At 55.7% G+C, this 25,303-nt stretch carries 29 protein-coding genes, 1 tRNA gene and 1 pseudogene; 20 read left to right on the top strand and 11 right to left on the bottom strand.

Annotated elements, in window-relative coordinates:
• Nucleotides 1-21 precede the first annotated feature (21 nt).
• Together BMS17_RS27565 and BMS17_RS27560 are read left to right on the top strand one after the other, a co-directional pair.
• The gene (locus BMS17_RS27565; RefSeq protein ID WP_077432280.1) at nucleotides 22-438 is read left to right on the top strand and encodes a hypothetical protein; all 417 of its coding nucleotides are present in this window, start codon (nucleotides 22-24) and stop codon (nucleotides 436-438) included.
• A 6-nt stretch (nucleotides 439-444) separates the two neighbouring features.
• On the top strand, nucleotides 445-888 hold the full coding sequence (locus BMS17_RS27560) for a hypothetical protein (RefSeq protein WP_046031253.1): 444 nt from the start codon (nucleotides 445-447) through the stop codon (nucleotides 886-888).
• Between the two features lie 76 nt (nucleotides 889-964).
• Here BMS17_RS27560 and BMS17_RS27555 read toward each other — a convergent pair whose 3' ends face one another.
• Nucleotides 965-1,291 carry a hypothetical protein gene (locus BMS17_RS27555; protein WP_046031254.1) on the bottom strand — a complete coding sequence of 109 codons (327 nt, stop codon included), beginning with the start codon at nucleotides 1,289-1,291 and terminating at the stop codon, nucleotides 965-967.
• A 381-nt stretch (nucleotides 1,292-1,672) separates the two neighbouring features.
• On the bottom strand, nucleotides 1,673-3,064 hold the full coding sequence (gene gabP / locus BMS17_RS27550; protein WP_046031255.1) for a GABA permease: 1,392 nt from the start codon (nucleotides 3,062-3,064) through the stop codon (nucleotides 1,673-1,675).
• A gap of 562 nt (nucleotides 3,065-3,626) precedes the next feature.
• Here gabP and BMS17_RS27545 point away from each other — a divergent pair.
• From BMS17_RS27545 to BMS17_RS27470, 16 genes and pseudogenes are all read left to right on the top strand, one after another.
• Nucleotides 3,627-4,400 (top strand): ABC transporter ATP-binding protein, encoded by a 774-nt coding sequence (locus BMS17_RS27545; protein ID WP_007897462.1) that lies wholly within the window; start codon nucleotides 3,627-3,629, stop codon nucleotides 4,398-4,400.
• A gap of 13 nt (nucleotides 4,401-4,413) precedes the next feature.
• A complete protein-coding gene (locus BMS17_RS27540) occupies nucleotides 4,414-5,160 on the top strand; it encodes an ABC transporter substrate-binding protein (RefSeq protein ID WP_077432279.1) in 747 nt (248 codons plus the stop codon).
• A 78-nt stretch (nucleotides 5,161-5,238) separates the two neighbouring features.
• Nucleotides 5,239-5,934 carry an ABC transporter permease gene (locus tag BMS17_RS27535; protein WP_046031257.1) on the top strand — a complete coding sequence of 232 codons (696 nt, stop codon included), beginning with the start codon at nucleotides 5,239-5,241 and terminating at the stop codon, nucleotides 5,932-5,934.
• Entirely contained in the window at nucleotides 5,931-6,620 is a 690-nt protein-coding gene (locus tag BMS17_RS27530) for an ABC transporter permease (protein WP_046031258.1), read from the top strand. Before BMS17_RS27535 ends, BMS17_RS27530 begins: the two co-directional genes overlap by 4 nt.
• Nucleotides 6,601-7,833: a methyltransferase gene (locus BMS17_RS27525; RefSeq protein ID WP_077432278.1), complete on the top strand. Its 1,233-nt coding sequence runs from the start codon at nucleotides 6,601-6,603 to the stop codon at nucleotides 7,831-7,833. The genes BMS17_RS27530 and BMS17_RS27525 overlap by 20 nt, the downstream gene beginning before the upstream one ends.
• Nucleotides 7,834-8,178: 345 nt before the next feature.
• Complete coding sequence (locus tag BMS17_RS27520; protein ID WP_046031260.1) at nucleotides 8,179-9,003, top strand: FkbM family methyltransferase; 825 nt, start codon at nucleotides 8,179-8,181, stop codon at nucleotides 9,001-9,003.
• Nucleotides 9,004-9,080: 77 nt separating this feature from the next.
• Nucleotides 9,081-9,156: transfer RNA gene (locus tag BMS17_RS27515), tRNA-Thr, on the top strand.
• 172 nt (nucleotides 9,157-9,328) lie between these two features.
• Nucleotides 9,329-10,651: an integrase arm-type DNA-binding domain-containing protein gene (locus BMS17_RS27510; protein ID WP_077432277.1), complete on the top strand. Its 1,323-nt coding sequence runs from the start codon at nucleotides 9,329-9,331 to the stop codon at nucleotides 10,649-10,651.
• An 877-nt stretch (nucleotides 10,652-11,528) separates the two neighbouring features.
• Nucleotides 11,529-11,784: pseudogene (locus tag BMS17_RS30830) on the top strand (integrase); the annotation flags it as partial.
• The gene (locus BMS17_RS27495; protein ID WP_077432275.1) at nucleotides 11,781-12,056 is read left to right on the top strand and encodes a hypothetical protein; all 276 of its coding nucleotides are present in this window, start codon (nucleotides 11,781-11,783) and stop codon (nucleotides 12,054-12,056) included. The pseudogene BMS17_RS30830 and the gene BMS17_RS27495, both read left to right, overlap by 4 nt.
• A 176-nt stretch (nucleotides 12,057-12,232) precedes the next feature.
• Nucleotides 12,233-13,108: a nucleotidyltransferase gene (locus BMS17_RS27490; protein ID WP_077432274.1), complete on the top strand. Its 876-nt coding sequence runs from the start codon at nucleotides 12,233-12,235 to the stop codon at nucleotides 13,106-13,108.
• Nucleotides 13,108-13,770 carry a hypothetical protein gene (locus BMS17_RS27485; RefSeq protein WP_077432273.1) on the top strand — a complete coding sequence of 221 codons (663 nt, stop codon included), beginning with the start codon at nucleotides 13,108-13,110 and terminating at the stop codon, nucleotides 13,768-13,770. The genes BMS17_RS27490 and BMS17_RS27485 overlap by 1 nt, the downstream gene beginning before the upstream one ends.
• A 297-nt stretch (nucleotides 13,771-14,067) precedes the next feature.
• Entirely contained in the window at nucleotides 14,068-14,694 is a 627-nt protein-coding gene (locus tag BMS17_RS30235; protein WP_139348153.1) for a hypothetical protein, read from the top strand.
• Nucleotides 14,687-15,151 (top strand): hypothetical protein, encoded by a 465-nt coding sequence (locus BMS17_RS27480; RefSeq protein ID WP_077432272.1) that lies wholly within the window; start codon nucleotides 14,687-14,689, stop codon nucleotides 15,149-15,151. Before BMS17_RS30235 ends, BMS17_RS27480 begins: the two co-directional genes overlap by 8 nt.
• A gap of 463 nt (nucleotides 15,152-15,614) precedes the next feature.
• Nucleotides 15,615-15,827 carry a hypothetical protein gene (locus BMS17_RS27475; protein WP_046031369.1) on the top strand — a complete coding sequence of 71 codons (213 nt, stop codon included), beginning with the start codon at nucleotides 15,615-15,617 and terminating at the stop codon, nucleotides 15,825-15,827.
• A gap of 301 nt (nucleotides 15,828-16,128) precedes the next feature.
• The gene (locus BMS17_RS27470; RefSeq protein WP_077432271.1) at nucleotides 16,129-17,118 is read left to right on the top strand and encodes an Abi family protein; all 990 of its coding nucleotides are present in this window, start codon (nucleotides 16,129-16,131) and stop codon (nucleotides 17,116-17,118) included.
• Nucleotides 17,119-17,190: 72 nt separating this feature from the next.
• On the opposite strand, the gene BMS17_RS27465 is transcribed toward BMS17_RS27470, so the two are convergent.
• From BMS17_RS27465 to BMS17_RS27455, 3 genes are read right to left on the bottom strand one after another with little or no spacing between them, the layout of a single operon-like run.
• The gene (locus BMS17_RS27465) at nucleotides 17,191-17,901 is read right to left on the bottom strand and encodes an SDR family NAD(P)-dependent oxidoreductase (protein ID WP_046031261.1); all 711 of its coding nucleotides are present in this window, start codon (nucleotides 17,899-17,901) and stop codon (nucleotides 17,191-17,193) included.
• A 44-nt stretch (nucleotides 17,902-17,945) separates the two neighbouring features.
• Nucleotides 17,946-18,602: a DsbA family oxidoreductase gene (locus BMS17_RS27460; protein ID WP_077432270.1), complete on the bottom strand. Its 657-nt coding sequence runs from the start codon at nucleotides 18,600-18,602 to the stop codon at nucleotides 17,946-17,948.
• On the bottom strand, nucleotides 18,599-18,820 hold the full coding sequence (locus BMS17_RS27455) for a 4-oxalocrotonate tautomerase family protein (protein WP_046031263.1): 222 nt from the start codon (nucleotides 18,818-18,820) through the stop codon (nucleotides 18,599-18,601). The genes BMS17_RS27460 and BMS17_RS27455 overlap by 4 nt, the downstream gene beginning before the upstream one ends.
• A gap of 225 nt (nucleotides 18,821-19,045) precedes the next feature.
• Between BMS17_RS27455 and BMS17_RS27450 the strand changes: the two genes are divergently transcribed.
• The gene (locus tag BMS17_RS27450; protein WP_046031264.1) at nucleotides 19,046-19,369 is read left to right on the top strand and encodes a helix-turn-helix domain-containing protein; all 324 of its coding nucleotides are present in this window, start codon (nucleotides 19,046-19,048) and stop codon (nucleotides 19,367-19,369) included.
• Here BMS17_RS27450 and BMS17_RS27445 read toward each other — a convergent pair.
• Both BMS17_RS27445 and BMS17_RS30230 read right to left on the bottom strand, forming a co-directional pair.
• Nucleotides 19,366-19,713: a type II toxin-antitoxin system RelE/ParE family toxin gene (locus BMS17_RS27445; RefSeq protein ID WP_077432269.1), complete on the bottom strand. Its 348-nt coding sequence runs from the start codon at nucleotides 19,711-19,713 to the stop codon at nucleotides 19,366-19,368. The genes BMS17_RS27450 and BMS17_RS27445 overlap by 4 nt on opposite strands.
• Before the next feature lie 68 nt (nucleotides 19,714-19,781).
• Nucleotides 19,782-20,030: a hypothetical protein gene (locus BMS17_RS30230; RefSeq protein WP_139348152.1), complete on the bottom strand. Its 249-nt coding sequence runs from the start codon at nucleotides 20,028-20,030 to the stop codon at nucleotides 19,782-19,784.
• 494 nt (nucleotides 20,031-20,524) lie between these two features.
• On the opposite strand from BMS17_RS30230, the gene BMS17_RS27440 reads away from it, so the two are divergent.
• Nucleotides 20,525-20,818 carry a DUF3077 domain-containing protein gene (locus BMS17_RS27440; RefSeq protein WP_046031266.1) on the top strand — a complete coding sequence of 98 codons (294 nt, stop codon included), beginning with the start codon at nucleotides 20,525-20,527 and terminating at the stop codon, nucleotides 20,816-20,818.
• A gap of 281 nt (nucleotides 20,819-21,099) precedes the next feature.
• Here BMS17_RS27440 and BMS17_RS27435 read toward each other — a convergent pair whose 3' ends face one another.
• From BMS17_RS27435 to BMS17_RS27420, 4 genes are read right to left on the bottom strand one after another with little or no spacing between them, the layout of a single operon-like run.
• On the bottom strand, nucleotides 21,100-21,873 hold the full coding sequence (locus tag BMS17_RS27435; RefSeq protein ID WP_046031267.1) for a DeoR/GlpR family DNA-binding transcription regulator: 774 nt from the start codon (nucleotides 21,871-21,873) through the stop codon (nucleotides 21,100-21,102).
• A gap of 55 nt (nucleotides 21,874-21,928) precedes the next feature.
• Nucleotides 21,929-22,930, bottom strand: a complete 1,002-nt coding sequence (gene pdxA / locus BMS17_RS27430) for a 4-hydroxythreonine-4-phosphate dehydrogenase PdxA (RefSeq protein WP_077432441.1) — start codon at nucleotides 22,928-22,930, stop codon at nucleotides 21,929-21,931.
• Between the two features lie 5 nt (nucleotides 22,931-22,935).
• The gene (locus tag BMS17_RS27425) at nucleotides 22,936-24,216 is read right to left on the bottom strand and encodes a four-carbon acid sugar kinase family protein (protein WP_077432268.1); all 1,281 of its coding nucleotides are present in this window, start codon (nucleotides 24,214-24,216) and stop codon (nucleotides 22,936-22,938) included.
• A complete protein-coding gene (locus BMS17_RS27420; RefSeq protein WP_077432267.1) occupies nucleotides 24,213-25,226 on the bottom strand; it encodes a 2-keto-3-deoxygluconate permease in 1,014 nt (337 codons plus the stop codon). Before BMS17_RS27420 ends, BMS17_RS27425 begins: the two co-directional genes overlap by 4 nt.
• Nucleotides 25,227-25,303: the final 77 nt, after the last annotated feature.

Genomic DNA, 25,303 nt, shown 5'->3' with positions numbered 1-25,303 from the left:
ACGAATTACGGAACGACACCCATGGCCTCCGCCAACAAGCAGCACAAACGCGCCACTCGCGCTAAAGCCAAGGCCAAGCAAAACCGCACGCAGCGGGCAGCCGCACCGGTCGAGCTGGACCCGAACGATGATCGCATCGACTTCGAATCGGTGGACCTGACCGAACTGTTCAAGAAAATGATCGACGCCGAAAAAATCAGCCAGCAAGCGATGTGCGTGGCCTTCCTGGAAGACCCGCTGCTGGAGCTGGTGTACGAGCAGGAAGGCGAAGAAGGCGCGATGGACTTCATCCTCGCCGCGCTGATCGAGTACCGCCAATGGTCGACCGAAGTCGACGAGGCTGGCGCCCTGGCGTGGATCGAATCACCGGCCTTCCAGGCCGACTATGTCGCAGCGTCCGATATCATCGCCGCCCAAACCCAACAGAAATCCAACTGAGTTCCCATGGCATCCCTGAACAAGCAACAAAAACGCGCCAAGCGCGCAAAGGCCAAAGCCAAGCAGATCAATATCCACGGCCGCAAACCCGCCGCGCTGGACGATGACCTTGGCCATCTCGATGAGCCGATCCCGGAATACACCCTGGCGATGTTCAGCAAAATGCGCGACGCGGAAGCCGTCAGCCGCAGTGAAATGCTCTCGGTGTTGCTGACGAACCTCGCCTTTATCATCATCGACCACCCAGAACTGCTGGACATGGAAAACGCCGACGACGAAGGCATGGCTGCCACCCACCTGGCCGCCGACATGCTGATCGACTACCGCATGTGGGCCGACGGCATGGACCGCGACGCCGCCCAGGCGTGGCTGAGCGAGCCACAGTTCATCGCCGATTTCGGCGCTGCATTGGATGTCTACCGTGAGTCGCTGGAAGAAAAAGCCGAGTAAGGATTACGACTCAAACAAAAACGGCCGCTCGTCATCACTGACAGCGGCCGTTTTTTAACTGCAGAAGCTACAAGCCTCAGGCAGCCACAGGATTCAGACGCGGGATTTCCATGCCGATCTTGGCACTGGCGTAGCTCAGATCACCGCTGGCAATGGATTGAGCCTTGAAGCCGGCACCGATCAGATCCTTCACGTACAGCTTGTTGTAGATGAACATGAACACGAGGTTGCTGAGGCTAAAAGTGAAGCAGGCCACGACAAACATGATCGCTGCCCACTTGAAGTCACCACGGAACAAGGCCGGGAAAAAGCCAAAGAAAAATACGGTCCACGAGAAGCCGATTGGCGCTTCTTTCATGGCACCGGTATTCGGGTTTTTGAACACAACCGATGTAAACGCCATGCCTGTCTCCTTGATGCCCCAATGGGTTGGCTGAGTGGCCGGGCTAGCTCCATGCAGCGCTGACTCTGATCTGCCGCTTGAACGGCAGGCACACGCAAATGCATCTGTGAACACACCGCAGATGAAGGAGCAGGCAAGAAAGGGTCGGGGGGCTTTTAGCCGCAAAGGCTGAGGGCGTCGAACAATCCGTGTCCTGAAACTCCATCGTATCCCGTAACAGCGAGATACACATTCGGCGCAAAGGCTACTATCTCGCCATCATCGTGTCTATCCGCTTACTACCCAATAAAGCACCTGAATGAAAGGCAAAAAAACGACCGCGATCATTTCTGATGGCGGTCGTTTCGGTGCCTCAACAACAATTGGCTTGAGTCAGATATCTCAGCGCGCCAAGGCTGCGCTCAGCTTCTCATTGTGACGACGACGAGCTACCAGCACGCCTGCCGCGACTACCAGCAGCGCCAGCAGGCCGGTCGCGAGAATCTCTACGCGATGCGCTTCCTGGAACAACATGATGGTCAGGGCCGCCACGATGAAAATGATCACCGCGTAGGTCAAGCCCGGGAACAACCACATGCTGAAGGCGATTTTTTCACCGCGTGCCATACGCTGTTTGCGCATACGCAGCTGGGAAATGGCGATCACCAGGTACACCAGCAACGCGATGGCGCCGGAGCTGGCCAGCAGGAACTCGAACACCGCAGCCGGGGCGACGTAGTTGGCGAACACGGCGAGGAACGCAGCACCGGTCGACAACATCACAGCCCAATACGGCGTGCCGCTCTTATTGGTGCGCTGGGAAACGGCCGGTGCGTCACCGCGCTTGCCCAGGGAGAACATCATGCGCGAGGCGGTGTACAGCGCCGAGTTGAGGCAGCTGGTCACAGCAACCAGTACCACGATGTCGACGATCAGCTTGGCATTCGGGATGCCCATGCGCTCAAGCACAGTCTGGTAAGAACCGACGCTGGCCAGAATCGGATCGTTCCATGGCACCAGGGCCACAACGATGAAGATCGACACCAGGTAGAACAAGCCGATCCGCCAGATAACCGAGTTGGTCGCCTTGGAGATTTGCTGGCCAGGGTTTTTCGATTCCGCGGCCGCGATGGTCACGATCTCGGTGCCCATGAAGGAAAACATGGTGGTCAGGATCGCGCCCAATACCGCGCCCATGCCGTTTGGCAGGAAGCCCTGGGTGTCGAACAGGTGCGAAACGCCGCTGACCTGGCTGCTTGGCAGGAAGCCGAAGATCGCCAGAACACCAAGGACGATGAAACCGATGATCGCTACAACCTTGATCAAGGCGAACCAGAATTCGAACTCACCGTAGTTTTTGACGCTGAACAGGTTGGTCACCGTCAACAGCAGGGTGATGATCAGCGTGAACGCCCAGATCGCCACGTTCGGGAACCAGGCGTGCAGGATGGTGGCGGCGGCGTTGGCTTCCAACGGGATGACCAGCACCCAGAACCACCAGTACAGCCAGCCGATGGTGAAACCGGCCCAGTGACCGATCGCGCGATCGGCGTACGTCGAGAAGGAGCCGGTGTCTGGCGAAGCAACAGCCATTTCACCGAGCATGCGCATCACCAACACCACCAGCATACCGGCGGCAGCGTAAGCCAACAGCACGGCCGGGCCGGCGGCGGCGATGGCGTGACCCGAGCCTACGAACAAGCCGGCGCCGATAACCCCGGCAATCGACAGCATGGTCACATGACGCGGTTTAAGCCCCTGTTCGAGGCCATTGGAGTTTGGGGTACTGCTCATTGAAACTACCTTTGTAAGGAAAAGCGAATGCATGCATCCCGCCTGGTTTTCTTTCTCGTAAAAAGAAACCAACGGGGCGTTCTGGATTCTGTACGCAATAATTGCGCCAAAATGTTTCAAAACCGTCTATCACGGCGATCTCGACCTGACCGGACAGTCATCGCAAGTCATTGAAAGTAATAGCACTTCGCCAGAACGTTACCCTGCGACTCACTTTTCCAACGAGCGCGCGCACCAGAAACACATCCGGTAAACGCTCGACGCACAATAAAAGTGCGGACCAGGAACGTTTGGCCGCTTAGCGCTTCCAACACCCCGCCAAAGCTGGCAACATCGCGCCCTTTTTTACGCCACCCGCGGCTGCTTTGTATTTAAAAGCAGGATCAAACGGCTGTTCGGTTGATAGCAGCGCGACAGTCTGCTGTACCGATGCGACAACTTGCCACATCACTTCCGTTTACCGCCCGTAGCGCTGTTGGCTGCCATTCAAACGCTATGCTAGCGTGGCCGCCTCGCCAGGAAGGCCGCCAACAGCAGGAGCGAAACACTATGAGGAACGCACATGGCTGAGGCCACGCCCGCGCTTGAAATCCGCAATTTGCACAAACGCTACGGACAGCTTGAGGTGCTCAAAGGCATCTCGTTGACCGCCCGCGACGGCGACGTGATCTCGATCCTGGGTTCTTCCGGTTCCGGCAAGTCCACGTTCCTGCGTTGCATCAACCTCTTGGAAAACCCGCACCAGGGCCAGATTCTCGTAGCCGGCGAAGAACTCAAACTCAAAGCGGCGAAGAACGGCGAACTGGTCGCTGCCGACGGCAAGCAGATCAACCGCTTGCGCAGCGAGATTGGTTTTGTGTTTCAAAACTTTAATCTTTGGCCGCACATGAGCGTGCTCGACAACATCATCGAAGCCCCACGCCGCGTGCTCGGCCAGAGCAAAGCCGAAGCCATCGAAGTGGCCGAAGCCCTGCTGGCCAAGGTCGGCATCGCCGACAAGCGCCATGCCTACCCGGCGCAACTGTCCGGCGGCCAGCAGCAGCGCGCCGCCATCGCCCGAACCCTGGCGATGCAGCCCAAGGTGATCCTGTTCGACGAGCCCACCTCGGCCCTTGACCCGGAAATGGTCCAGGAAGTACTTAATGTCATCCGTGCACTGGCCGAAGAAGGCCGCACCATGCTGCTCGTGACCCACGAAATGGGCTTCGCCCGTCAGGTCTCCAGCGAAGTGGTGTTCCTCCACCAGGGCCTGGTAGAAGAGCAAGGATCGCCACAGCAGGTGTTTGAAAACCCGCTTTCGGCGCGCTGCAAACAATTCATGTCCAGCAACCGCTAACGGAGCTCCCCACATGCAGAACTACAAAAAGGTCTTCCTGGCTGCCGCCGTCACCCTGGCGTTCAGCGCCGGTGCCATGGCCGAAACCCTGAAGATGGGCATCGAAGCGGCCTACCCGCCGTTCAACAACAAAGATGCCAGCGGCAACGTGGTCGGCTTCGACAAGGAAATCGGCGACGCCCTGTGCGCCAAGATGAAAGTCGAGTGCACCGTGGTCACCTCCGACTGGGACGGCATCATCCCGGCCCTGAACGCGAAGAAGTTCGACTTCCTGATCTCCTCGATGTCGATCACCGACGAGCGCAAGCAAGCGGTCGACTTCACCGAGCCTTACTACTCGAACAAGCTGCAGTTCATCGCTCCGAAAAGTGTCGATTTCAAAACCGACAAGGCTTCCCTGCAAGGCAAAGTGATCGGCGCACAACGTGCGACCCTCGCCGGTACCTGGCTGGAAGACAACATGGAAGGCGTCGAAGTCAAACTCTACGACACTCAGGAAAACGCTTACCTGGACCTGACCTCTGGTCGTCTGGACGGCATCCTCGCCGACAAATACGTCAACTACGAGTGGCTGAAAAGCGACGCCGGCAAGTCGTATGAATTCAAAGGCGACCCGGTAGAAGAAAGCGACAAGATCGGTATCGCTGTCCGTAAAAACGACCCGATCCGCGAGAAGCTGAACGTCGCACTGAAAGAAATCGTCGCTGACGGCACCTACAAGAAAATCAACGACAAGTACTTCCCGTTCAGCATCTATTGATTCTGACCTGCCTGACCGGCGCCGCTTTATAGCGGTGCCGGTTCTCGGCATTGCCTGCCGCGATTTGAAAAGAAATCCATGACTATCGATCTCTACGGATTCGGCCCGGCGCTCGCCGCCGGCGCGCTGATGACTGTGAAACTGGCGCTCTCGGCCCTGTGCCTGGGACTGGTGCTCGGTCTGCTCGGCGCCTTGGCCAAGACTTCGCCGTACAAGCCGTTGCAATGGCTTGGCGGCACTTATTCGACACTGGTTCGCGGTATTCCGGAATTACTCTGGGTGCTGTTGATCTACTTCGGCACGGTCAACCTGATGCGTGCCATGGGCGAGTTTTTCGGTAACCCCGACCTCGAACTCAATGCCTTCGCTGCCGGTGTGATTGCCCTGGGGCTGTGTTTTGGCGCCTACGCCACCGAAGTGTTTCGGGGCGCGATTCTGGCGATTCCCAAAGGTCACCGTGAAGCCGGCGTGGCATTGGGTCTGTCGAAGTTTCGCATCTTCACCAAACTGATCATGCCGCAAATGTGGCGCATCGCCCTGCCGGGCCTTGGCAACCTGTTCATGATCCTGATGAAAGACACCGCGCTGGTATCGGTCATCGGTCTGGAAGAAATCATGCGTCACGCGCAAATCGGCGTGACCGTCTCCAAGCAACCGTTCACCTTCTATATGGTGGCCGCGTTCATGTACCTGGGCTTGACCGTGCTCGCCATGAGCGGCATGCACTTAATGGAACGACGTGCCGCTCGCGGCTTCGCGAGGAGCACCCAATGAACTGGGAAGTCATCATCAAGTGGCTGCCGAAACTGGCCCAAGGCGCAACGCTGACCCTGGAACTGGTGGCCATCGCCGTGATCGCCGGTTTGCTGCTGGCGATTCCGCTGGGCATCGCGCGTTCGTCACGACTCTGGTACGTACGGGCATTTCCCTACGGCTATATCTTCTTTTTCCGCGGCACACCGTTACTGGTTCAGTTGTTCCTGGTTTATTACGGCCTGGCGCAGTTCGACGTCATCCGTAATAGCTCCATGTGGCCGTACTTGCGCGATCCGTTCTGGTGCGCCACCGCGACCATGACCCTGCACACCGCTGCCTACATCGCCGAGATCCTGCGCGGCGCGATCCAGGCGATTCCGCCGGGTGAAATCGAAGCGGCGCGCGCGTTGGGCATGTCTCGCGCCAAAGCGCTGTTCTATATCATCCTGCCGCGCGCCGCGCGCATCGGCCTCCCGGCCTACAGCAACGAAGTGATCCTGATGCTCAAGGCCAGCGCCCTGGCCAGTACCGTGACCCTGCTGGAACTGACCGGCATGGCCCGCACCATCATTGCCCGAACCTACCTGCCGGTGGAGATCTTCTTCGCCGCGGGCATGTTCTATCTGTTGATGGCTTACGTGCTGGTTCGCGGCTTCAAGCTGCTGGAGCGCTGGTTGCGCGTCGATGCCTGCCAAGGGCGTTGATTCCTCCTGCGTACTGACGGGCGAGGCCCTGCTCGCCCGCTTCACGGCGCTGGATGCTTTTCTGATCGAGCATCAAGCGCTGTGGAAGCCACGGCCGTTTACTCATCTGCAACTTCCCTGGGAAGCGTCCTACCCTGAATTGTCCTTGTGGCTACGCAACCGCTCGCTGGACGACGCGGAAAGCAGCCACAACCACCCTTGCTCGTTGAGTGCGCCGGAGCCATTTGCTTCGTTGGCGGCGCTGTCGCTTGAGCTGAGCCAGGTGGCTGAATTGCCGGCGCACGCACTGCAAGCGGCCGGGCATCGCCTGAACGTCGATGTGCCGGGGCGTAAGTGGCAGCAGATTGAGGCGTTTGCCAGTCGCCTGTCGTTTGCTGCGCCGCCGAGGCATTGGCTGGACTGGTGCTCGGGCAAGGGCCACCTGGGCCGGCGTTTGCTGCAAACCGGGCAACAACTGACCTGTCTGGAATACGACCCGGCACTGGTGGCCAGCGGACAGGCACTCAGCCAGCGTCATCACTTGCACGCACTGCACGTCGAACAGGATGTACTGGCCTCGGATGCTGCATCACTACTGCACAACGGACACACACCCGTCGCGCTGCATGCATGCGGTGACTTGCATGTGCGACTGATCCAGCTCGCCAGTGCGGCAGGTTGCAAGCAACTCGCCATCGCGCCGTGCTGTTATAACCGGATCAGTCTTGCGGCCTATCAGCCACTTTCCTCTGCGGCTTTGCGCTCCGACCTACAGCTGTCGCTCGACGATCTCGCCCTCCCGATGAGCGAAACCGTCACCGCCGGTGCGCGCGTGCGCCGTCAGCGTGACACCTCCATGGCCCGGCGTCTGGGTTTCGACCTGCTGCAACGGCAACTGCGCGGCGTTGATGAATACCTGCCGACTCCGTCCCTGCCCAGCGCCTGGCTGGACAAACCCTTCACCGAGTACTGCCATCATCTGGCCGCGCTGAAAGAGTTATCCACAGTTGGCGCGCAAGATTGGTCTGCACTCGAAGCCGCTGGCTGGCAGCGCTTGGCGCATGTACGCAATCTGGAGCTGCTGCGCGGACTTTTCCGACGCCCGTTGGAGCTATGGCTGGTTCTCGACCGGGCACTTTTCCTCAGGGAGCAGGGCTATACCGTTCGTCTGGGCACCTTCTGCGAAACTCCGCTCACGCCGCGTAATTTCCTGCTTCTGGCAGAACGCCCTTAAAGCAATTCAGACCTGTGGATAACTCTGTTGATGAAATAATCGTGGATCCAATAAACACGGCTGTTTCAGAGCTGAAACTAGTCTGTTCACTTTTCGTACACCTGCGAAAAAAACCAGAAAAACAGGCATTTGCGAACAAATGAGAACGGGTCCGCAAAAACAGTAATGAAGGGGGCAAGGCGTGCGGCCCGATGTGCATAAGCATTCAATGCAAAGGACATAAGCGCCGAAGTCAGGACGCCAGACCGGGGAAATTGCACCGCTTCGCGACTCTTGTTATACACAGACGCAAGGACGCCGACAGCGCGACCACCCACAAGAAAATTCGACCGACAGGATGCGACAGTGACGTTCATTTCTTACGCACAGAATTTCGAAGACATCCGCCTGTGGCGCGCCCTCAAGACTGTCGAGAACGGCTTCTATATCGATGTCGGGGCCAACGACCCCACCCATGACTCGGTCACCAAAGCGTTCTACGACCATGGCTGGACCGGCATCAACGTCGAACCGATGCCCAACTACTACGAAGCCCTGTGCCAGCAACGGCCCAAAGACACCAACCTGCAATGCGTGGCCGGCGAAAACGCCGATAGCCTGACCTTCTACGGCATCGCCGGCACCGGCCTCTCGACCGCCGCCCCGGCCATGGCGCAAATGCACAAAGACGCCGGCATGGACGTGCGCAGCCAAACCGTCCAGTCCCGCACCCTGACCTCCATCTGCGAAGAACACGCCCAGGGCCGCCCGATCCACTTCCTGAAAATCGACGTCGAAGGCCACGAAGAAACCGTCCTGCGCGGCATGGACTTCACCCAGTGGCGGCCGTGGGTCATCCTCATCGAAACCCCGTGGGACCGCGACCAGGCCTGGGAAAGCCTCGTCACCGGCGCCGGCTACCAGTCCCTCCTGTTCGACGGCATCAACACCTACTACCTCGCCGAAGAACACCTGAACCTCAAACCCGCCTTCGACATCCCGCCCTGCAACCTGGACGAATTCCAGTTCTGCAAAGGCCACAACTTCAGCCACCCCGTCAGCGATGCCGAACAACAACTCACCGCCGCCCTGCAACGCGCCGAACAGGCCGAAGCACAGCTGCGCGCAATGCAAAACAGCCGCACCTGGCAAGCCATCCAGAAACTCAAGAAAACCCTGCTGCGCGCCTGACCTGACACCTGCGCAAAAATAGTCTGAATTCAGGGGTTTACAGAACCAATCCAATCGCTATAATCGTCGCCCAACACGCCGGTATAGCTCAGTTGGTAGAGCAACTGACTTGTAATCAGTAGGTCCCGGGTTCGACTCCTGGTGCCGGCACCACACAAGGTTCCAGAGAAGGCTTTCAAAATCTCTGGAACCCCCGAAAAACCCGCCTTCTGGCGGGTTTTTTCGTTTTGGGGTTCTGTCGGGTTACGTCAAAATCTGGTGGATTCCAGTCGTTTTAAGGGTAGAGTTTGGGATACAGGTCACTTCGATAAAAGGGAGTACCCTTATGTCGCGCACCACAGCTCCGCTCTCCGACGCAGCTTGCCGCTTGGCAAAACCTACAGACCGCGCCTACAAGCTTTTCGACGGCGATGGCCTCTATCTCCTAGTCCAACCCAATGGCCGCAAAGGCTGGCGGCTCCGTTACGTCAAACCTGACGGACGCGAAGGACTGACCTCGTTCGGCAACTACCCCGTCATTGGCCTCGCCGATGCGCGCCGCAAGCGCTTGGAAGTCAAGCGAATGCTGGCGGATGGCGTTGATCCTATAGAGACCAAACACCAAGCTAAGGCGGAAGCCGTAATCAAAGGCAGAACCTTTGAAAGCGTTGCGCTCGACTGGCATACGGAAATGTCGGCCAAGTGGGCACCAGGCCATTCCAAGACAGTGATGAGCCGCCTCAAAACCCACGTATTCCCGCTGATCGGCGCACGCGCCATTGTTGATCTCGACACCCATGACCTTATGCAGCCCTTGGAAGCGATCAAGAAGCGCGGAACGATAGACGTTGCTTTAAGGGTACAAAACTACCTGCAGAGCATCATGCGCGAGGCAAAGCGCCTCCGGCTTATCACCATAAACCCTGCTTACGACCTCGAAGGCTCGATCAAGGCCCCGCGGGTGGTGCATCGCCCCGCTCTACCCTTATCGCGACTGCCGGAACTGCAGGAGCGGATCGACACTTATAAAGGCCGGGCACTTACCCGTCTGACGGTGATGCTGTCGCTGCATGTGTTTGTACGATCCAGCGAGCTGCGTTTCGCACGCTGGAGCGAGTTCGACCTCAAGCGCGGCACCTGGGAGATACCGGACACTCGCCCCGCGCTGGAAGGAGTACCCTTTTCCACAAGGGGTACGAAGATGGCAGGGGATATCCATTTAGTACCCTTATCGCCGCAAGCAGTGGCGCTACTCGAAAAAATCCATGCACTCACAGGCAAATTCGCATTGGTCTTCGCAGGGGATGCCAAACCCTGGAAGCCCATGTCTGAAAATACCGTAAACAACGCGCTTCGGACGATGGGATACGACACCAAAACCGATATCTGCGGGCATGGATTTCGTTCGATGGCCTGTAGCGCACTGATCGAGTCAGGATTGTGGTCGGAGACAGCCATTGAACGGCAGATGAGCCACAAGGAGCGCAACAACGTCCGCGCCGCTTACATCCACAAGGCCGAGTTCATCGAGGAGCGAAGGCTGATCATGAACTGGTGGAGCCGGTACCTGGAGGCCAACCGGCAGGAGCATGTCACTCCACACGAATTCGCGAACCAGACCGGACCGAACGTCACTCGCTTAAAAGCAAAACGTGGCGCAACTGAGTAAGCGCTCGGTCTTCATATCTCAGTGATCCGCTTGTCCACGCGGGTCCATCCAAACAGGGCCGCAAAGCCGCCCTGTTTGGATGGACCTTACTTAAAAAATCTAAAGCCCACGCAACTGTCTGTGGAAAACCACGGATTTCCACCGGTGGATAATTTCATCCACAGCCGCAGAACTCCCGAAAATTAGAGCCTTGACCCGAATTATCCACAGGCGTAGAAAAGATCGGGCAAAGCGCTGTCGTTGACAGCAACCCCCAGGTAGCCAGAACCTTTAAGGCTACGCCACACCGTGGTGGTTCTCCCAAAGTGCGATTAGCGTCCGGCGGCTCGCACGGTCACAACGATGTGATGGATGCCTACTTTTACCAGTGTGCCCACTGCGGCAACTCATTCCCTTTCATCGCTGCTCTGCAGCAACCTATCCGCTTGGCCATTTCCTTGCGCCAACCTGCGCCCGTCTCTTTCTCCCGGAAAGAGACGGGCGCTCCTACCGCTGCTGCAGCCCAACTCGTACAAGGCTTTGCGGCATTCCCCCTCGTGACAATCGGCGTGACAAACACCGAGATCACCAGCAACAGCGATGCAGATGATGGTGCCGCAGCCCAAGGAACGGACTGCACCTGACTGACAGTCAGGCATGCCCCGGTCATCGCATCACTGCTTTTACCTGACTCAGGATCTCGCGGCGTTGGTTTCGTCAGCCGATGCAGCCCCCACCCGCCCACTTCCTCGGAAGTGTTCAGGAGGCCAGATCATGAGATGCCCAAGCTCCCGGTCGTAAAGAGCCGCCAGTCCCGCGTTAGTGGACAACCCTCACAGGCCGCAGGGGCCTTGATCCCTGATAACACTCAGCATTCTTGGCGGGATGACGTGGGGGGAATTTTCTACGAGAAATCACCCGCCCTGCGCGGGCCATCCTGCATGCCCAAAACCTCAAAGGCTTTCATGAGCTACGGGCGGCGTTCGGGTGTGAACGTTATAAGCAAATCACCCAACACAGCGCGCCTATCAACGGCGGCGAATGTTGCCAAGTAGATAGGAATCTTGACCGTTAGGCCCGCAGGCAAATCAGCTATGAGCTGGGAGCACGGTCGGATCGACGTGGTCGCCGCTTACATTGGAGGACGGCTATGAGCAAGCGCTTCGACATGGAGCTGTTCCTGTCTGGAGTACTGACCGGCTCGCACGCGACTCGGCAACGCCATTTGCGTCAGGCGAAAACAATTCAGGCTGAAATCGCAGAGCGCTGGTACCTAGAGACACCTTGGGAATGGCGGAGAAAGCATTTGGCTTGGTTTCTCGATCAACACCTAGCCAGGCACAGGGCAGCTACGCGATATTACTATGTGCTGACCGTGCAACTGCTCGCGAGGCGGTTAGAAAAAACTTGGGTGTTCAAGGTTTGATCACGACCAGCAGCAATCGGCCGTCGATCTGCACGAGCTGAAGACGATTAAGCACGGCGCTTGTCCCAACAAACAAATTTTAAGACGGGCGCCATATACACATCACAAAAACCTTCGTAATCTTAAATCAGACCATGTCGGCTTTCATTTCTGGCACTTTCAAAGGATGATAAGAAATGAGCTTGGAAGAAAAATTGATTGGATGGACTGGCCCTTCAAGTAGCACCGAGCAGGAAAAGCAGGACAGGACTGAGCGAATGATTCGCCAAGCGATAAATTCACACGAACCCTTCAACAATTGCTCTCTAAATATTTATGCAAAGGGGTCTTACGCCAATAACACTAATGTTCGATCGGATAGCGACGTCGACATAGCCGTGGAGTGTACAGATGTCCTCTATTGGGAGGAGTCTGAAACGGGTATTTATACACCAGGAACTGCCTATAAAGGAATTTGGACCCCAGCGAAATTTAGGTCCGAGCTCATTTCCGCCATGAGAGCCACGTTCCCCGGCCAAATAGACACGTCGGGCTCTACAGCTATACAGATAAACTCCGGCTCGGCTCGTGTAGATGCTGATGTCGTCCCATGTTTTAGTTTTCAATACCATATGATCAATGAAACGAGAGATGGGACTAAGATATTCAAAACGGATGGCAGCAGCATTGTAAACTATCCAGCCCAACAGATGACAAATGGAATAGCCAAGAATAACAGAACTGGCTACGCCTACAAAAAAGGAGCGCGGATTCTAAAGCGAATAGAGAATGCGATGGCAGAAGATGGTTACTTTTCTGAACTACCGTCTTTCTTTATGGAGTGCCTAGCCTACAACTGTCCCGATACCGCCTTTGCTCATTCAAGATGGACAGAGTGTATAAAAGACATGCTCGTATATATCTGGACCAATCTTCAAGGTGATGAACCAAAGACAGCGCGCTGGGTAGAAGTAAATGAATGCTTTTACTTATTTCATTCAGACCAGAAATGGACCCGTAAAGACGGTCGAGAGTTTTCGAAGGCGGCTTGGAACTATCTCGGGATAAAATAATGCGCAACGTAACCCTTAAGAACTCTCTATACATGCTGGTAGGAATGTCAGCAATTGCCTGGTTCGCAATTGCCTACATTAGCGAGTTAGACCTCTCCAAAATCAAAGACTTTTTTGGACTTATACCAAAAGTCGTGAGCTTTGACCTATTGATCATAGCAATATTTGTTAAGTGGGGATGGAAACATAAAATATTTAGAGGATGGCTTGTTCCATTTCCAAACTTAAATGGGAGTTGGGTAGGATTCATTTATTCGGATTGGATAAATCCAGAGACGGGAGCAAAACCGAAGCCAATACCCGTTATGCTAACCGTGAACCAGTCGTTCTTTCATATTAGCACCATGATGCGGACAAGCGAAATGGAAAGCTCCTCATATTCTGAGGGCTTCCTTATTGATCCTGATCGGCAGATCAAGATCCTTTCGTACATTTTTAATAGTAAGCCTAGACTCAGTTTAAACGCGCGGAGTATTCCCCATGATGGGGCTGCTGTATTCAAAATTATAGAAAACCCTAAAAAGAAGCTGGTAGGTAGATATTGGACAGAACGACTAACAAAAGGTGAAATAGTTCTTCAGTTTCACTCAAGCGAACTCCTAGAAGAGCTTCCAGCCGATTTCGGCGAGCATCCCGTGACAGAAAATGAAAATAGACGTTAGCAAAGATCTGAAAGTTAAAACAATTTCAGACACAGTACTAACTTGACCAGAAATTACAGCGGACAAGCAAGAGCAATCTTTCTGCTCGCGCATCCGCCTGGGACTGAAAGCAGCAGGACTCAAAAAATCATGATGCCATATTGATCTCACCAGCTGCTTCCAGTTACTATCTCAATGTAGCCTTATATCCAGCCAACCCTGATCACCTTAAAGAGCAACCTAGCACGCCACTTGCCAAGTTCGATGTGACGCAGCTTAAAAACGGCAATGGAGTTAGAGTGGACAAGGAAATAATTGATGCATGAGTACGTAGTGTCATACCATGACAGGAAGAAAATATATTACATCGCAGCAGTAATCTCAGGCCTACTGTGTGGCGCTTTGATTTTTCTTGCATCTACATTTAATGGATTAACTGGATTAGCGATTGCGGCGCCGTCAGGGGCAGCGGTTTTTGTTTTGGTGTTTCTGATTTTTGACCTGTGGCTTTGGAAAGCTTCTTTTTTGTATGACTGGGGATTGGTAAAAATACCAAACTTAGAAGGAGACTGGCTCGCTGAAGTTGTTGCAGACCCCGGTGGGCAAGCCAACTCAGAAAAATCACCAATAACTGCAAAACTTAAAATCCATCAAAGCTATACCAGACTAGTAATAAGATTAAACACCGAAAAGTCAGAAAGCGTTTCTCAGATGGCATCCTTGGTAATGGTCAGCCCTGATTGTTTTAAGCTACGTTACGAATACCTGGCTGCATATCGAGCTAACGAGCATGCGGTGCCTTTAACTCACTATGGCGTAACTGAGCTAACACTGGAAGGCTCTAGCAGCACTTTTAATGCTGAGTATCGAGCTCGTTATTATACGGAGTTAGCACGGGATTCTCGTGGCAACATCAGCATTTCTAGAGCGCCAAAAAATGAATAACAAACTAAAGCTGAAAATTGACGAGTACTTGTCTCGCAATGGCGAATCAGCGCTTATAGATTTACTTTCAGCGCAGCCAGAAGATCCGAAGCCTCGCACTTTGACCATTATCGCAAACGGTGGAGTTCATCCACTCCAAGAGCTTCATAAGCGCGGCGAAGTTTTTATTGCTTCCGTAGGCAATATGGATTTTTCTAGCAGGGAAAGTGCCGAAAGCGAACTTAGACAGGCCCTCATAAATGTCGCTATCAAGCTGAAATCAGAGGCATGGAACAAAGTATATATCGTTCCGTTTGGACCAGCTGTTTTGTCCATGCTTATAAAAAGCCTTGTTTATAAAATTCTTAATCAAGAAACTATAGATGTACTACATGCAGGATCAGGGGTTCATTTCGACATCTCAATAGATACGCGAGCTATCGCATTGCAGGCATCTTTGGATAATATTAAGGATTGAGTGATTGGATTAGAATTTTAATTTTCGATCCAGATCAACGGGAGCAGCCATGCATTGCCTATGAAGTAGCCCTGACGTTCCTGCCTTGGCTATTTTTAAGGGATCGGATGGGTGTCGCGGGATAGTTTTAGAGATATAAAGAATTGTCTTCGCAAAAAATAACTATATAAATTAGATATTTATGTTTTTTTTCGACTCCTGGTGCCGCACCATACGCAATATCGAAAAAGGCTCACCGAAAGGTGGGCCTTTTTCGTTTATGGGTCTTACGCTCGCCCGTCTCGCTGAAGGATGGTCATATTCATCAAAGACGCGAGTCGACGCATCCCATTCTGGTACCGCGCATCTACATACCGCCCCGAAACGATGAGCGGTTACGGTCGAAAATCAGTGAGGCGGCATAATGGCAGCAGTGCTTATGCACAATCTGCCACTTCACTCCGCCGTTGCGAGCCCCTTTGTAATGAACACCGAACGACGTTACTCGATCATCTTGGAGCACAGCGCCGAGGTGCTGCTGGAACATGCACCCATGGCGCAGATAGAGGCATTTTGGGACGCCAACGATACCCGCTACTTCGGGTTGCGCATGGAGGAAGAGCACAGCGCGCACGCACGAGTGATTGTTACGGACGAAGTCCCCGACGACGAAGATGTGGAGCTTTCTTGTCTGTAGCGAATGTTGCGGGCAACATAAAAAAAGCCCTCGTAGAAATACGAGGGCTTTGTTGTTTCTGGGGTTTGGAGACAGTCCCCGGGACGCCAACACATTGGCTTCTATAGAAGCCAACAAAACCTTACCTCCAGCGCCAGACCAAACATTGCCCGCACACCTAATCGTTACAAATTCGCGTCAGTGCAACGTTGACGGGGTCTCACACCTACCTATAATGCACCCCAACACACCCGCCAAGCCTAGGTTGACCCAGTCAGCAAGCTCAAATCGTGCGGGTTTTTTTTGCCTGGAGAAAAGCTACATGAGGTCCTTCGACAAACCGGCCCTCAGCGTAGAACAGCAATTGGAACTGCTAAAGCAACGAGGCCTGCAAGTCGCTAACAACGACCGGGCCATGCGTTTCCTCGAAGTGGTCACGCTGTTTCGCCTGAGCCCCTATATGCGCCCCTTCCAAGAGCAAGGGCCAGAACATACCTTCAAACCCGGTAGCACTCTGAAAGCCGTAGTCGACATCTACCGATTCGATGGCTCGTTGCGACGCATAACCATGGACGCCATCGAGAGGGTCGAGGTCGCCATACGAGCAAGCATCAGCAGCCACATGTGCCCCAAGTATGGGGCTGACTGGATCGCCAATGCCTCGGTGTTCTCCTCGTCCTATTCGCACACCGAACTCTTACGCCCCCTTCGAGACAAGTTGAGCAAAGAGCGAAATAAATTCGAACGTGAAACAGACCGTATCAAGAAAGGGCGACAGGACGACGACCTTCAGCAGCAGAGAATCGAAAACCGCATGCGTGATAATTATTTTCGATACTACGGCGCGACCTATGTCTTTCCCGAACTGCCGCCCGCATGGGCGATTCTTGAAGAACTCAGTCTCGGTACGGTATCCACCCTATTCAATGCCATAGGCAGAAGTGCCGACAAGAAAGCTATTGCCGCCAGATTCTGTCTGCCGTTCGATGTATTGGCTTCGTGGCTCCACACCCTGACCTTCATACGAAACTGTTGCGCCCACCACTCGCGGTTATGGAACAGAGAACTCTCAATTCGGCCCTCGCTACCTAAAGAGTGGAATATCCCAAACGCAGCTGCCAGCAGACCTCAGCCCAAACAGCGGCTTTATATCGTATTGACGATCCTCGCGTATCTAACCGATTTGATCAGTCCCGACAGCCAGTGGAAACCTCGTGTCGCAGAAATCATGGAGCATCTGGAATCAACGAATTTAAGCCTGATGGGCTTTCCTGGCGATTGGAAACGTCAACCGCAATGGCACCTGGAATAAAAACCCGAAGTAAAAAAAAGCCCTCGTAGAGATACGAGGGCTTTGTGTTTCTGGGATTTGAAAGACCAAGTCTTAGTGACCAGCGCTCTGCCCACCATCCACATGCAGAATCTCACCAGTAACAAAGTTCGCGCTATCCAGATAAACAACCGCCTGAGCAATGTCGCTGATCTCGCCCATATGCCCAACCGGGTGCAGATTTCCCAGCGCTTCATGCGTTTCCTCACCATGCATCGGCGTCTTGATGATGCCTGGCGAAACCGCATTCACCCGAATCCCGCGCTTGGCGTACTCAATCGCCAAGGATTTGGTCGCCGCGTTCAAACCACCTTTGGTCAGCGAAGCCAACACCGATGGCACACCATCAACCGCGTGGTCCGTCAGACTGGTGGTGATGTTGACCACGTGGCCTTTGCCTTGTTTTTCCATCTCGTTGATCGCGAGTTGGGTGATGTAGAAGAAGCCATTGAGGTTCACCGACAACACATTGGCGTAGTCTTCAGCGGTGTAGGCGGTGAAAGGCTTGGCAATGAAGATCCCGGCGTTGTTGACCAAAGTGTCGATGCGGCCAAAACGTGCGATCGCTTCACGGATCACTTGCTGCGCAACAGCCGGGTCGCCGATGTCGCCCGCCACAGTGAGGATGTCCGGGTCGGTAGACGGCTTGATCGAACGCGAAGTGGCGACAACCTTGTAATCCAGATCACGGAACGCTTTGACCATGCCTGCGCCGAGGCCTTGGGATGCGCCGGTAATGACGATGACTTTTTTCGAATTGCTCATGATGAACCTCTGCTAATTAAAAGATGATTTAAAAAATTAAGTAATCAGGCTTCGGCGGGGGCCTTGGCCATTTGTCTCAGCATTTGTTCGTAGTACTCGACCGACTGCGATCCGGACACCAGGTGACGACCGTTGAGGATCATGGCCGGGACCGAGTTGATGCCGTGCTGGCGGTAGAACGCCTCAAGCTCGCGCACTTCTTTCGCGAACGCACCGGATGCCAACACCTCTTGCGCAGCTGCCTCATCCAGTCCTGCTTCCCCGGCCAGACGAGCCAGGGTTTCGCGGTTGCTCGGGTTCTGGCCGTCGGTGAAGTAAGCGCGCAACAGGATCTTCTTCAACTCGATCTGCCGCCCTTCCTGCAACGCCCACAACAGCAACCGGTGCGCATCAAACGTGTTGTAGAAGTGCGTGCGCTTCTCCAGATCGAACGTGAAACCGATGGCCGCGCCACGTTCGATCTGCATCGCTTTGCCGGCGGCGACGTCTTCGGCGGTGCGTCCATACTTGCGCATTAAATGTTCAACCGCTTTTTCACCGACCGCCGGCATGTCCGGGTTCAACTCGAAGGGCTTGTAGGTCAGCTCGACCGACACTTCACCGGCCACGTTCTCGATCGCCTGCTCCAGCGCCGTCGCGCCCAACGCGCACCACGGGCACACCACGTCGGAGATGAAGTCGATGGAGACGGGCGCGGTCATGACTTGCCCTCCGCCTCTGCCAGTTTTTTGCGGTATTGGGTGGTGGTGATGCCGGCGTAGCCCCAGTTATCGGTGTCGACTTCTTCGATCACGATGTGGGTCAGGTGCGGATCCTTTTTGAGGACGCGCTCCAGGGTTTCAGTGATTTCGGCGATCACCTGAGCTTTCTGCTCTGAGGTAACGCCATCGCGGGTGATGCGAACGCTGACAAAAGGCATGAGGGAATCTCCAGTGACCTGCCCTTCGGAATGAATGGGTAGGCGTTGGAGTTCAATGTAGGGAGTTAGCTGGAGGGGATAAAGGTGGGGACGGGAACATCATTAGTTACTTGGTGTAATTAGTGCGCTAGGGGCAGGCGAAAAAATGTTTGCATCAAAAATGATCAATCGCTAACCTCCATTTATCGTAAATTTTAGATAACCATTTAAAAAAGGAGATTGCTCATGGCAATCCAATTCTTCGACAGTCCGTTCCATGTCACGCATGACGAGGAAGTCGCCAGCAAAATGGCTCTGAAAATGGAGTTGTCCATTTTCATCACTGAGTGCATCAAAAAACTGGGCCTCAAACAGAGTGAGACCGCAGCCAGGTTGAACGTGACCCAATCACGTGTTTCTGAACTCACCACTGGGAAAATCGAGAAGTTTACGATCGATGCAATGATGGACATGCTGGATAAACTCGGCTTTCGCACCACGTTTACTCTGCCATCCAACGATGCTGGCGCGTTGCCTCAGATAGTCATTTCACAAGCTCACGCCTGCTAGACGTTCCACTCCATATTCCGAAGCTCCCGTTTGAGCTCCTTCAACCGATCCTCCGCAACTGCCATTGCGTGACGATCAGTTCGATTCGTCGTCTTCACGAACGAATGAAGGACGAAAATGGTGTCCGCATACTTCGTGATGTAGATGCATCGGTATGCCGGGCTACCATTGATGATCATCTCAATCGTCCCCGCCCCGATTGAACTCAGCTGCTTTATTGCCAACTCTGGATCCCCGCCGTACTGCACACGCATCAGGTCTTTCCCAAACTCATCCTGAACCCAGTCCGGCAAGGCCTTGTACTCCCGTGTTGCAGCTTCACTTACAAAACCAAATCTCTTCAAATGCTGGATTCCTACCTGAAACAGTCGATGCCTTCTCAACGTCCAGTAGACGATTGAAGGGATGCTGTTTAGTAGTTATCGCAGGCTTCTTTTTCCGTAGGACTCAGCCCCTTTTGATGTAGTCCGCTTTGTAACGTGTCGCTTTTTTTCACTTTCTGCGACACGTTATTGGAACGTGTCGCTGATAACGACATGTGCGAGTTGATGCGTTCCTTCGTTAACGGCCTGCCCTCAGCGATTGGAAGCGCTCGGTGCTCATTCATTTCGCGCACAGATTCCAGCAAATCCTTTTGAAACTGATCCAATTCGATATCCAATACTGATGCCTATTTCGCCAGTCGATAAGGTCTCAACAAGCCTTCTCAAATTATCAAAATTATTGCTGGGCAATATTTATTGCCCAGCCATAAAAATCACCAAAACATTTCGGCACGCCACCACCTAGCCACGATTGCGCATCCTCCCCTCTCAAGCTACCTTCAGGTCGTCGCTGCCAATTCAGCGACCGGGCCTGAGAACCCGAGTAAGATACAGGCGCACAAGCGCCCATAATCACGAGTGTTGGCGTTTTTTTGTGCCTGCATTTCCGTGTAATGGCGGCTGTGCGTGGGAGACCTTCGGGTCTGCCGGGTTCCTGTATCTCCGGTTTCTCAGCCCACGCATAGCTGCCACCCATTCGCCTGAGAACGAACGTGGTAGCTCAAACTTTGATTCAGGAGTTTTTGCTAATGCCCGCTATCGATCCGTCCAAAATTTGCGCTACCGCTCCACCAGCCATCACCCACCACCGCCCAAAAAGCGGAGGTGCCCAATGACCAACCCTCAAGACCTCAAAACCATCGGCCTCACCCCTTTCTCCTACCACGCAAACGATGCACTGTTCCGCATCAACGCTGGCGTCCCGGTGATCCAGGCCCTCTCCCACGCTTCCGATCTGCTCCACATCGCCAAACTTCTCGCATCAGATGCCGCGATGGTTCGCGACACCGACCGGCATGCCTGGGCATCGCATTATTTGCAGGATATGAGTAAGGCGATCATTGATGATGTGGTGAAGGTGCTCGCCGCACCGTGTAACAACCGATCCAGTGACGTCGCACCATAAAAAATTGCACGCATAAAAAAGCCCCGAGCCTATCGGGGCGTTTTGAGTCGCACTGATTAACGTGTCGCAATTTTTCACTTTTTGCGACACGTCTTCGGAACGTGTCGCCGCGGACGACATGTTGGCGACACGCGTCGCCGAAATTGGATTTTTGCGACATGAGCTTTGTCGCTAGGGAGACAACTACCGTTTGAGTGCAAAAAAAAAGCGTTGCTTGTGAGCATTTTGGGGCCGCTTCGCAGCCCAGCGGGAGCAAGCTCCCTCGCCACAGAGGTGAGCAATCAAGCGACGTCTACAGTCTCCACAGTGATCTGCTTCAGCGCATAAAACGGCGCAAGCGCTGCTTCATCCGCAGTCGAGCCGGTAATCAACCGCCACTCCCGCTCAATCGGCGTCCAATGCTGCTGCCGGGCACGGCCCAACTTGTCGGTGTCGGCGAGGACAACAATCTGCGCCGCACGCTTGATGATGCATTCCTTGAGATACGCCTGCTGCGCACTCGCTTCACACAAACCAAACTCCGCGACCACACCGTCCGCACCCAGAAAGGCCTTGTCGACGCTCAACCGGCTCAACGTCAGTTCCGCCAACGGCCCCAATGTGCTCATGCTCGAACCGCGCAGATCGCCGCCGATCAGGGTCAGGCGCACGCCCGGCGCGTTGGCCAGGGTCATCACCGCCAGCAGATTATTGGTCACCACATGCACGTCTTGCCGTGAACACAAATGGTGAGCCAGCGCGGCGCAGGTGGTGCCGCCATCGAGCAATACGGTATCGCCATCCTGAACGTGAGCCGCCGCCGCTTGGGCGATGGCGTCTTTCTGTTCCCACTGGCTGGTTTTGCGTTCTTCGAGGGAAGCTTCCGGCTCATGAACGCCAACCACCGAAGTCGCGCCGCCGTAGGTGCGCACCAGGTGCCGCTGTTTGGCGAGCATGGTCAGGTCACGTCGCACGGTCGCTTCCGAGACCCCGAGCGCCGCGCTCAATTGCTCGACGTTGGCATCGCCAATGCGTACGAGATCGAGGATGGCGCGGTGGCGTTCGGAGGCTTTCATGGCGGGTCTCGTTGTGTGGACGGTGGTCGATCTTACACGACAGCGCCCATGCGCCTCATCCCCGTCGCGTGGCAAGCTCCGCACCCTGGCGCAGCGCTTCGAGCAGGCTGCGTTCATCGGCGATGCCCTTGCCGGCGATATCGAAAGCAGTGCCGTGGTCGACCGAAGTGCGGATCACGTCCAGGCCCACGGTCACGTTCACACCGGCTTCAAGCCCCAGCACTTTGACCGGGCCGTGGCCCTGGTCGTGATACATCGCCACCACCAGGTCGAAGTCGCCGCGTCCGGCGCGGAAGAACAGTGTGTCGGCGGGCAGCGGGCCGGTTACGTCGAGGCCGCGTTCCTGCAACAGCTTCACCGCAGGGATGATCTTTTCTTCCTCTTCGCCATAACCGAACAAACCGTTTTCACCGGCATGCGGATTGATCCCGCACACGCCGATTCGCGGCTTGGCAATGCCGGCCTTGATCAGCGTCGCGTTGCCGCGCTCGATGGTGCGCTGGACCAGGCCCGGTTCGATCTTGCGGATCGCGTCGATGATGCCGATGTGGGTGGTGACGTGAATCACCCGCAGCTGCGGCGCCACCAGCATCATCGAGACTTCGTCGACGTTGGTCAGGTGCGCGAGCATTTCGGTGTGGCCCGGGTATTTGTGGCCGCCGGCGTGCAGCGCTTCCTTATTCAATGGCGCGGTGCAAATGGCATCAATCTGGCCGGCCTCGGCGAGTTGCACAGCGCGGGCGATGTATTGATAAGCGGCGTCACCGGCGATGGGCGACAGTTCACCGAACGGCAGGTCGTCGGGGATCAGGTCGAGGTCGATGCAGTCAATGGTGCCGGCCTCGTACAACGCTTGGGAGGCGTCTTCGATGCGACGCACTTTGGCGCTGCCGCCGACGATGACGTTGGCCTGCTCCAGGCGACGGGCATCGCCGATCACCAGTGGTCGGCATTGCTGGTAGACGATGTCATGAGTCAGGCTCTTGACGATGATTTCCGGGCCGACGCCCGTGGCGTCGCCCATGGTGATGCCGATGATGGGGAGGTAGTTGTTCATAGTGTTCATTGGAGTCCTTGGATTCGTGTGCGTTTGGACGGGGAGCGATTGGCGTTGTCGCTCAAGTGTTGCCATGCCGCATACAAGGCGTGATCGGTGCCGAACGCGCCTGCCTTGGTAACGATGCCGGGACGATGGCCCTGCCGGGAATCGGTCGGGCGGGCGAAGGCGACGCCGGCTTCGATTTCCGTCAGCAGTTGCAGGCTGTCGATGCCGACGGTGGTCAATATGGCCCGCGCCGTCTCGCCACCCGTGGCGATCAAGCCGCCGATTTTGGCAAAGTGTGGCTCTACCAACACGGCCAGCAGGGTCGAAAGTTGCGCGCCCTCCTGGGGATCGAACGCCTCATCGCGGCCGATGCGCAGCAGCAGGTCACTCCAGCCGTCCAGTTGCTCGCCGATGCGCGCCTGCCAGGTCGCCCAATCGACATGCGTTGTGCCCTGGCGAAGGACCTCGGGCGGTACGACCAATTCGCTGACGCCGCCACGCTCCTTGAGCAGTGCGCATTGCCGGTCGCAGACACCGGAAAGGCTACCGACGAGTATCAGGATAGGCGCCTGACTTTTTTCGACGGCATCCGGTTCGATGGTCGTGAAACCTGTTTCGCTGAAGTCAGGAAGACCGGCTATTTCCCGAGCGAGACCACCCGAACCGATCCAGAACACCGGCTGTTCCATCGACGCGGTCAGGCGAGCGAGGGTCAGCAGGTCATCTTCGGTTTGTGCGTCGACGATCAACGCCTGCGTGCCGCTGCGGGCGACTTCGATAATGTGCTGTGCGAGCGCATTTTCGTTGCCGCGCAAGGTGTCGAGGTCCAGCTTCGCGGTGCTCAGGCCTGCGGCGATGAGCATCGCTTCGACGTCCGCCGGGCGGTCGGCGTTTTCGAGTTTCCAGGTGTCGGTGGTTTCCAGCGGCTGGCCGTTCACGAACAACCGACCGCCGCGCAACGTACGCCCGGTGGCGGGAAACGCCGGGGCGACGATGGCCAGGCCTGCCAACGGTTGCAGGGCAGCGACTTCGGCCGCCCAGTTGCCGCGCAAGGTTGAATCGATTTTTTTATACAGTCGCTGCCCGGGTTGATGCAGCGCTTTAAATGCAGCGACGGTGCGCTCGGCGGCCCGCTCCGGAGAGAGGCGTCGAGTGTCCGTATCGGCCGCAATCACCTGAGCGTCAGCCTTGTCATTCAAAGGGTCGAGCGTGACCACCGTTTGTAGCCCCGCGCTCGCAAAACCGATGGCGCAATCTGCCGCGCCCGACAAATCGTCCGCGATGATCAGAATCCTCATCGCAAGGCCTCCTGCTTTTGAGGCTCTATCTCCGGTTCAGGGATAACGACGGGATTGCGCTGTTGCACGCGCTTGGCAACGGCTGCGGTGAGCAACGGCGCGAGAATCGCTGTGACCACGACACAAGCGGCGACCAATATGGTCGCACTCTTGGCCGCTTCTGCGTACACCGGATTGGCCGCCGCGATCAGTGCTGGCACGGCGGCGGCGTTCCCGGCGGTGGTGGCCGCAGCGACGCCGGCGACGCCAGTGCCACCGGTCAAACGGTCAGCGAAGAACAGCGGGATACCGGTCAACACGACAACCGCAACACCCATTCCCAGACCGAGCAAACCGGCCTGCCAGACGTTATGCAAATCCAGGCTGGCGCCGAGTGCCAGGGCGAAGAACGGGATCATCACCGGAACGGCTTTGGCCAGAAAATCGCGCATGTCACGGTCAAGATTGCCCAACAACATGCCCAGGGCCAGCGGCAGAATGCTGCCCACCAGCGTCGGCCACGGGAAGGCCGACAGGCCGGCGATACCCAAGGTGACCATCGTCAGAAAAGGCCCGGACTCCAGGGACATGACCGAGTAGGCACCGACGTCTTCGGATCGACCGTATTGCCCCATCAGCGCCATGTACAACCCGCCGTTGGTGTCGTTCATCGCAGCAACGATCGCCAGCGTGGAAATACCGGCGAACAGCCCTGACGAAACCGGCTGCTCACCCAGAAAGTGCCCCAGCACAATGCCGATCAGGACAGCGATGCCGACTTTGGTGATGAGCAGCGTGCCGCCCTTCTTCAGCAGGTAAGGCGTGGCCTTGATGTTGATGCTCGCGCCCATGCAAACGTAGAACACCGCGAGGATGGGTAGAGCCCCGGTGAACAGCGCATTGGTGAAAGAGCCGAAAAACTTCGGTGTATCGGGAAGAAAGGTAGCCACCAGCGAACCGATCAGCAGCGGGACAATCATCATGCCGCCAGGGATGCGTTCAATGGTGCGCTTGATAGGAATTTGGGCCACGAGGGTCTCCTTTTATAATTGTTTGGCAAGACGTTTATCACCTCGAAACTGACTGAATCGATCACGCAGTGATTAAT

The sequence above is a fragment of the Pseudomonas sp. C9 genome (assembly GCF_002000165.1).
Classification (GTDB): domain Bacteria; phylum Pseudomonadota; class Gammaproteobacteria; order Pseudomonadales; family Pseudomonadaceae; genus Aquipseudomonas.
This window is presented reverse-complemented; position numbering and strand designations above follow the sequence as displayed.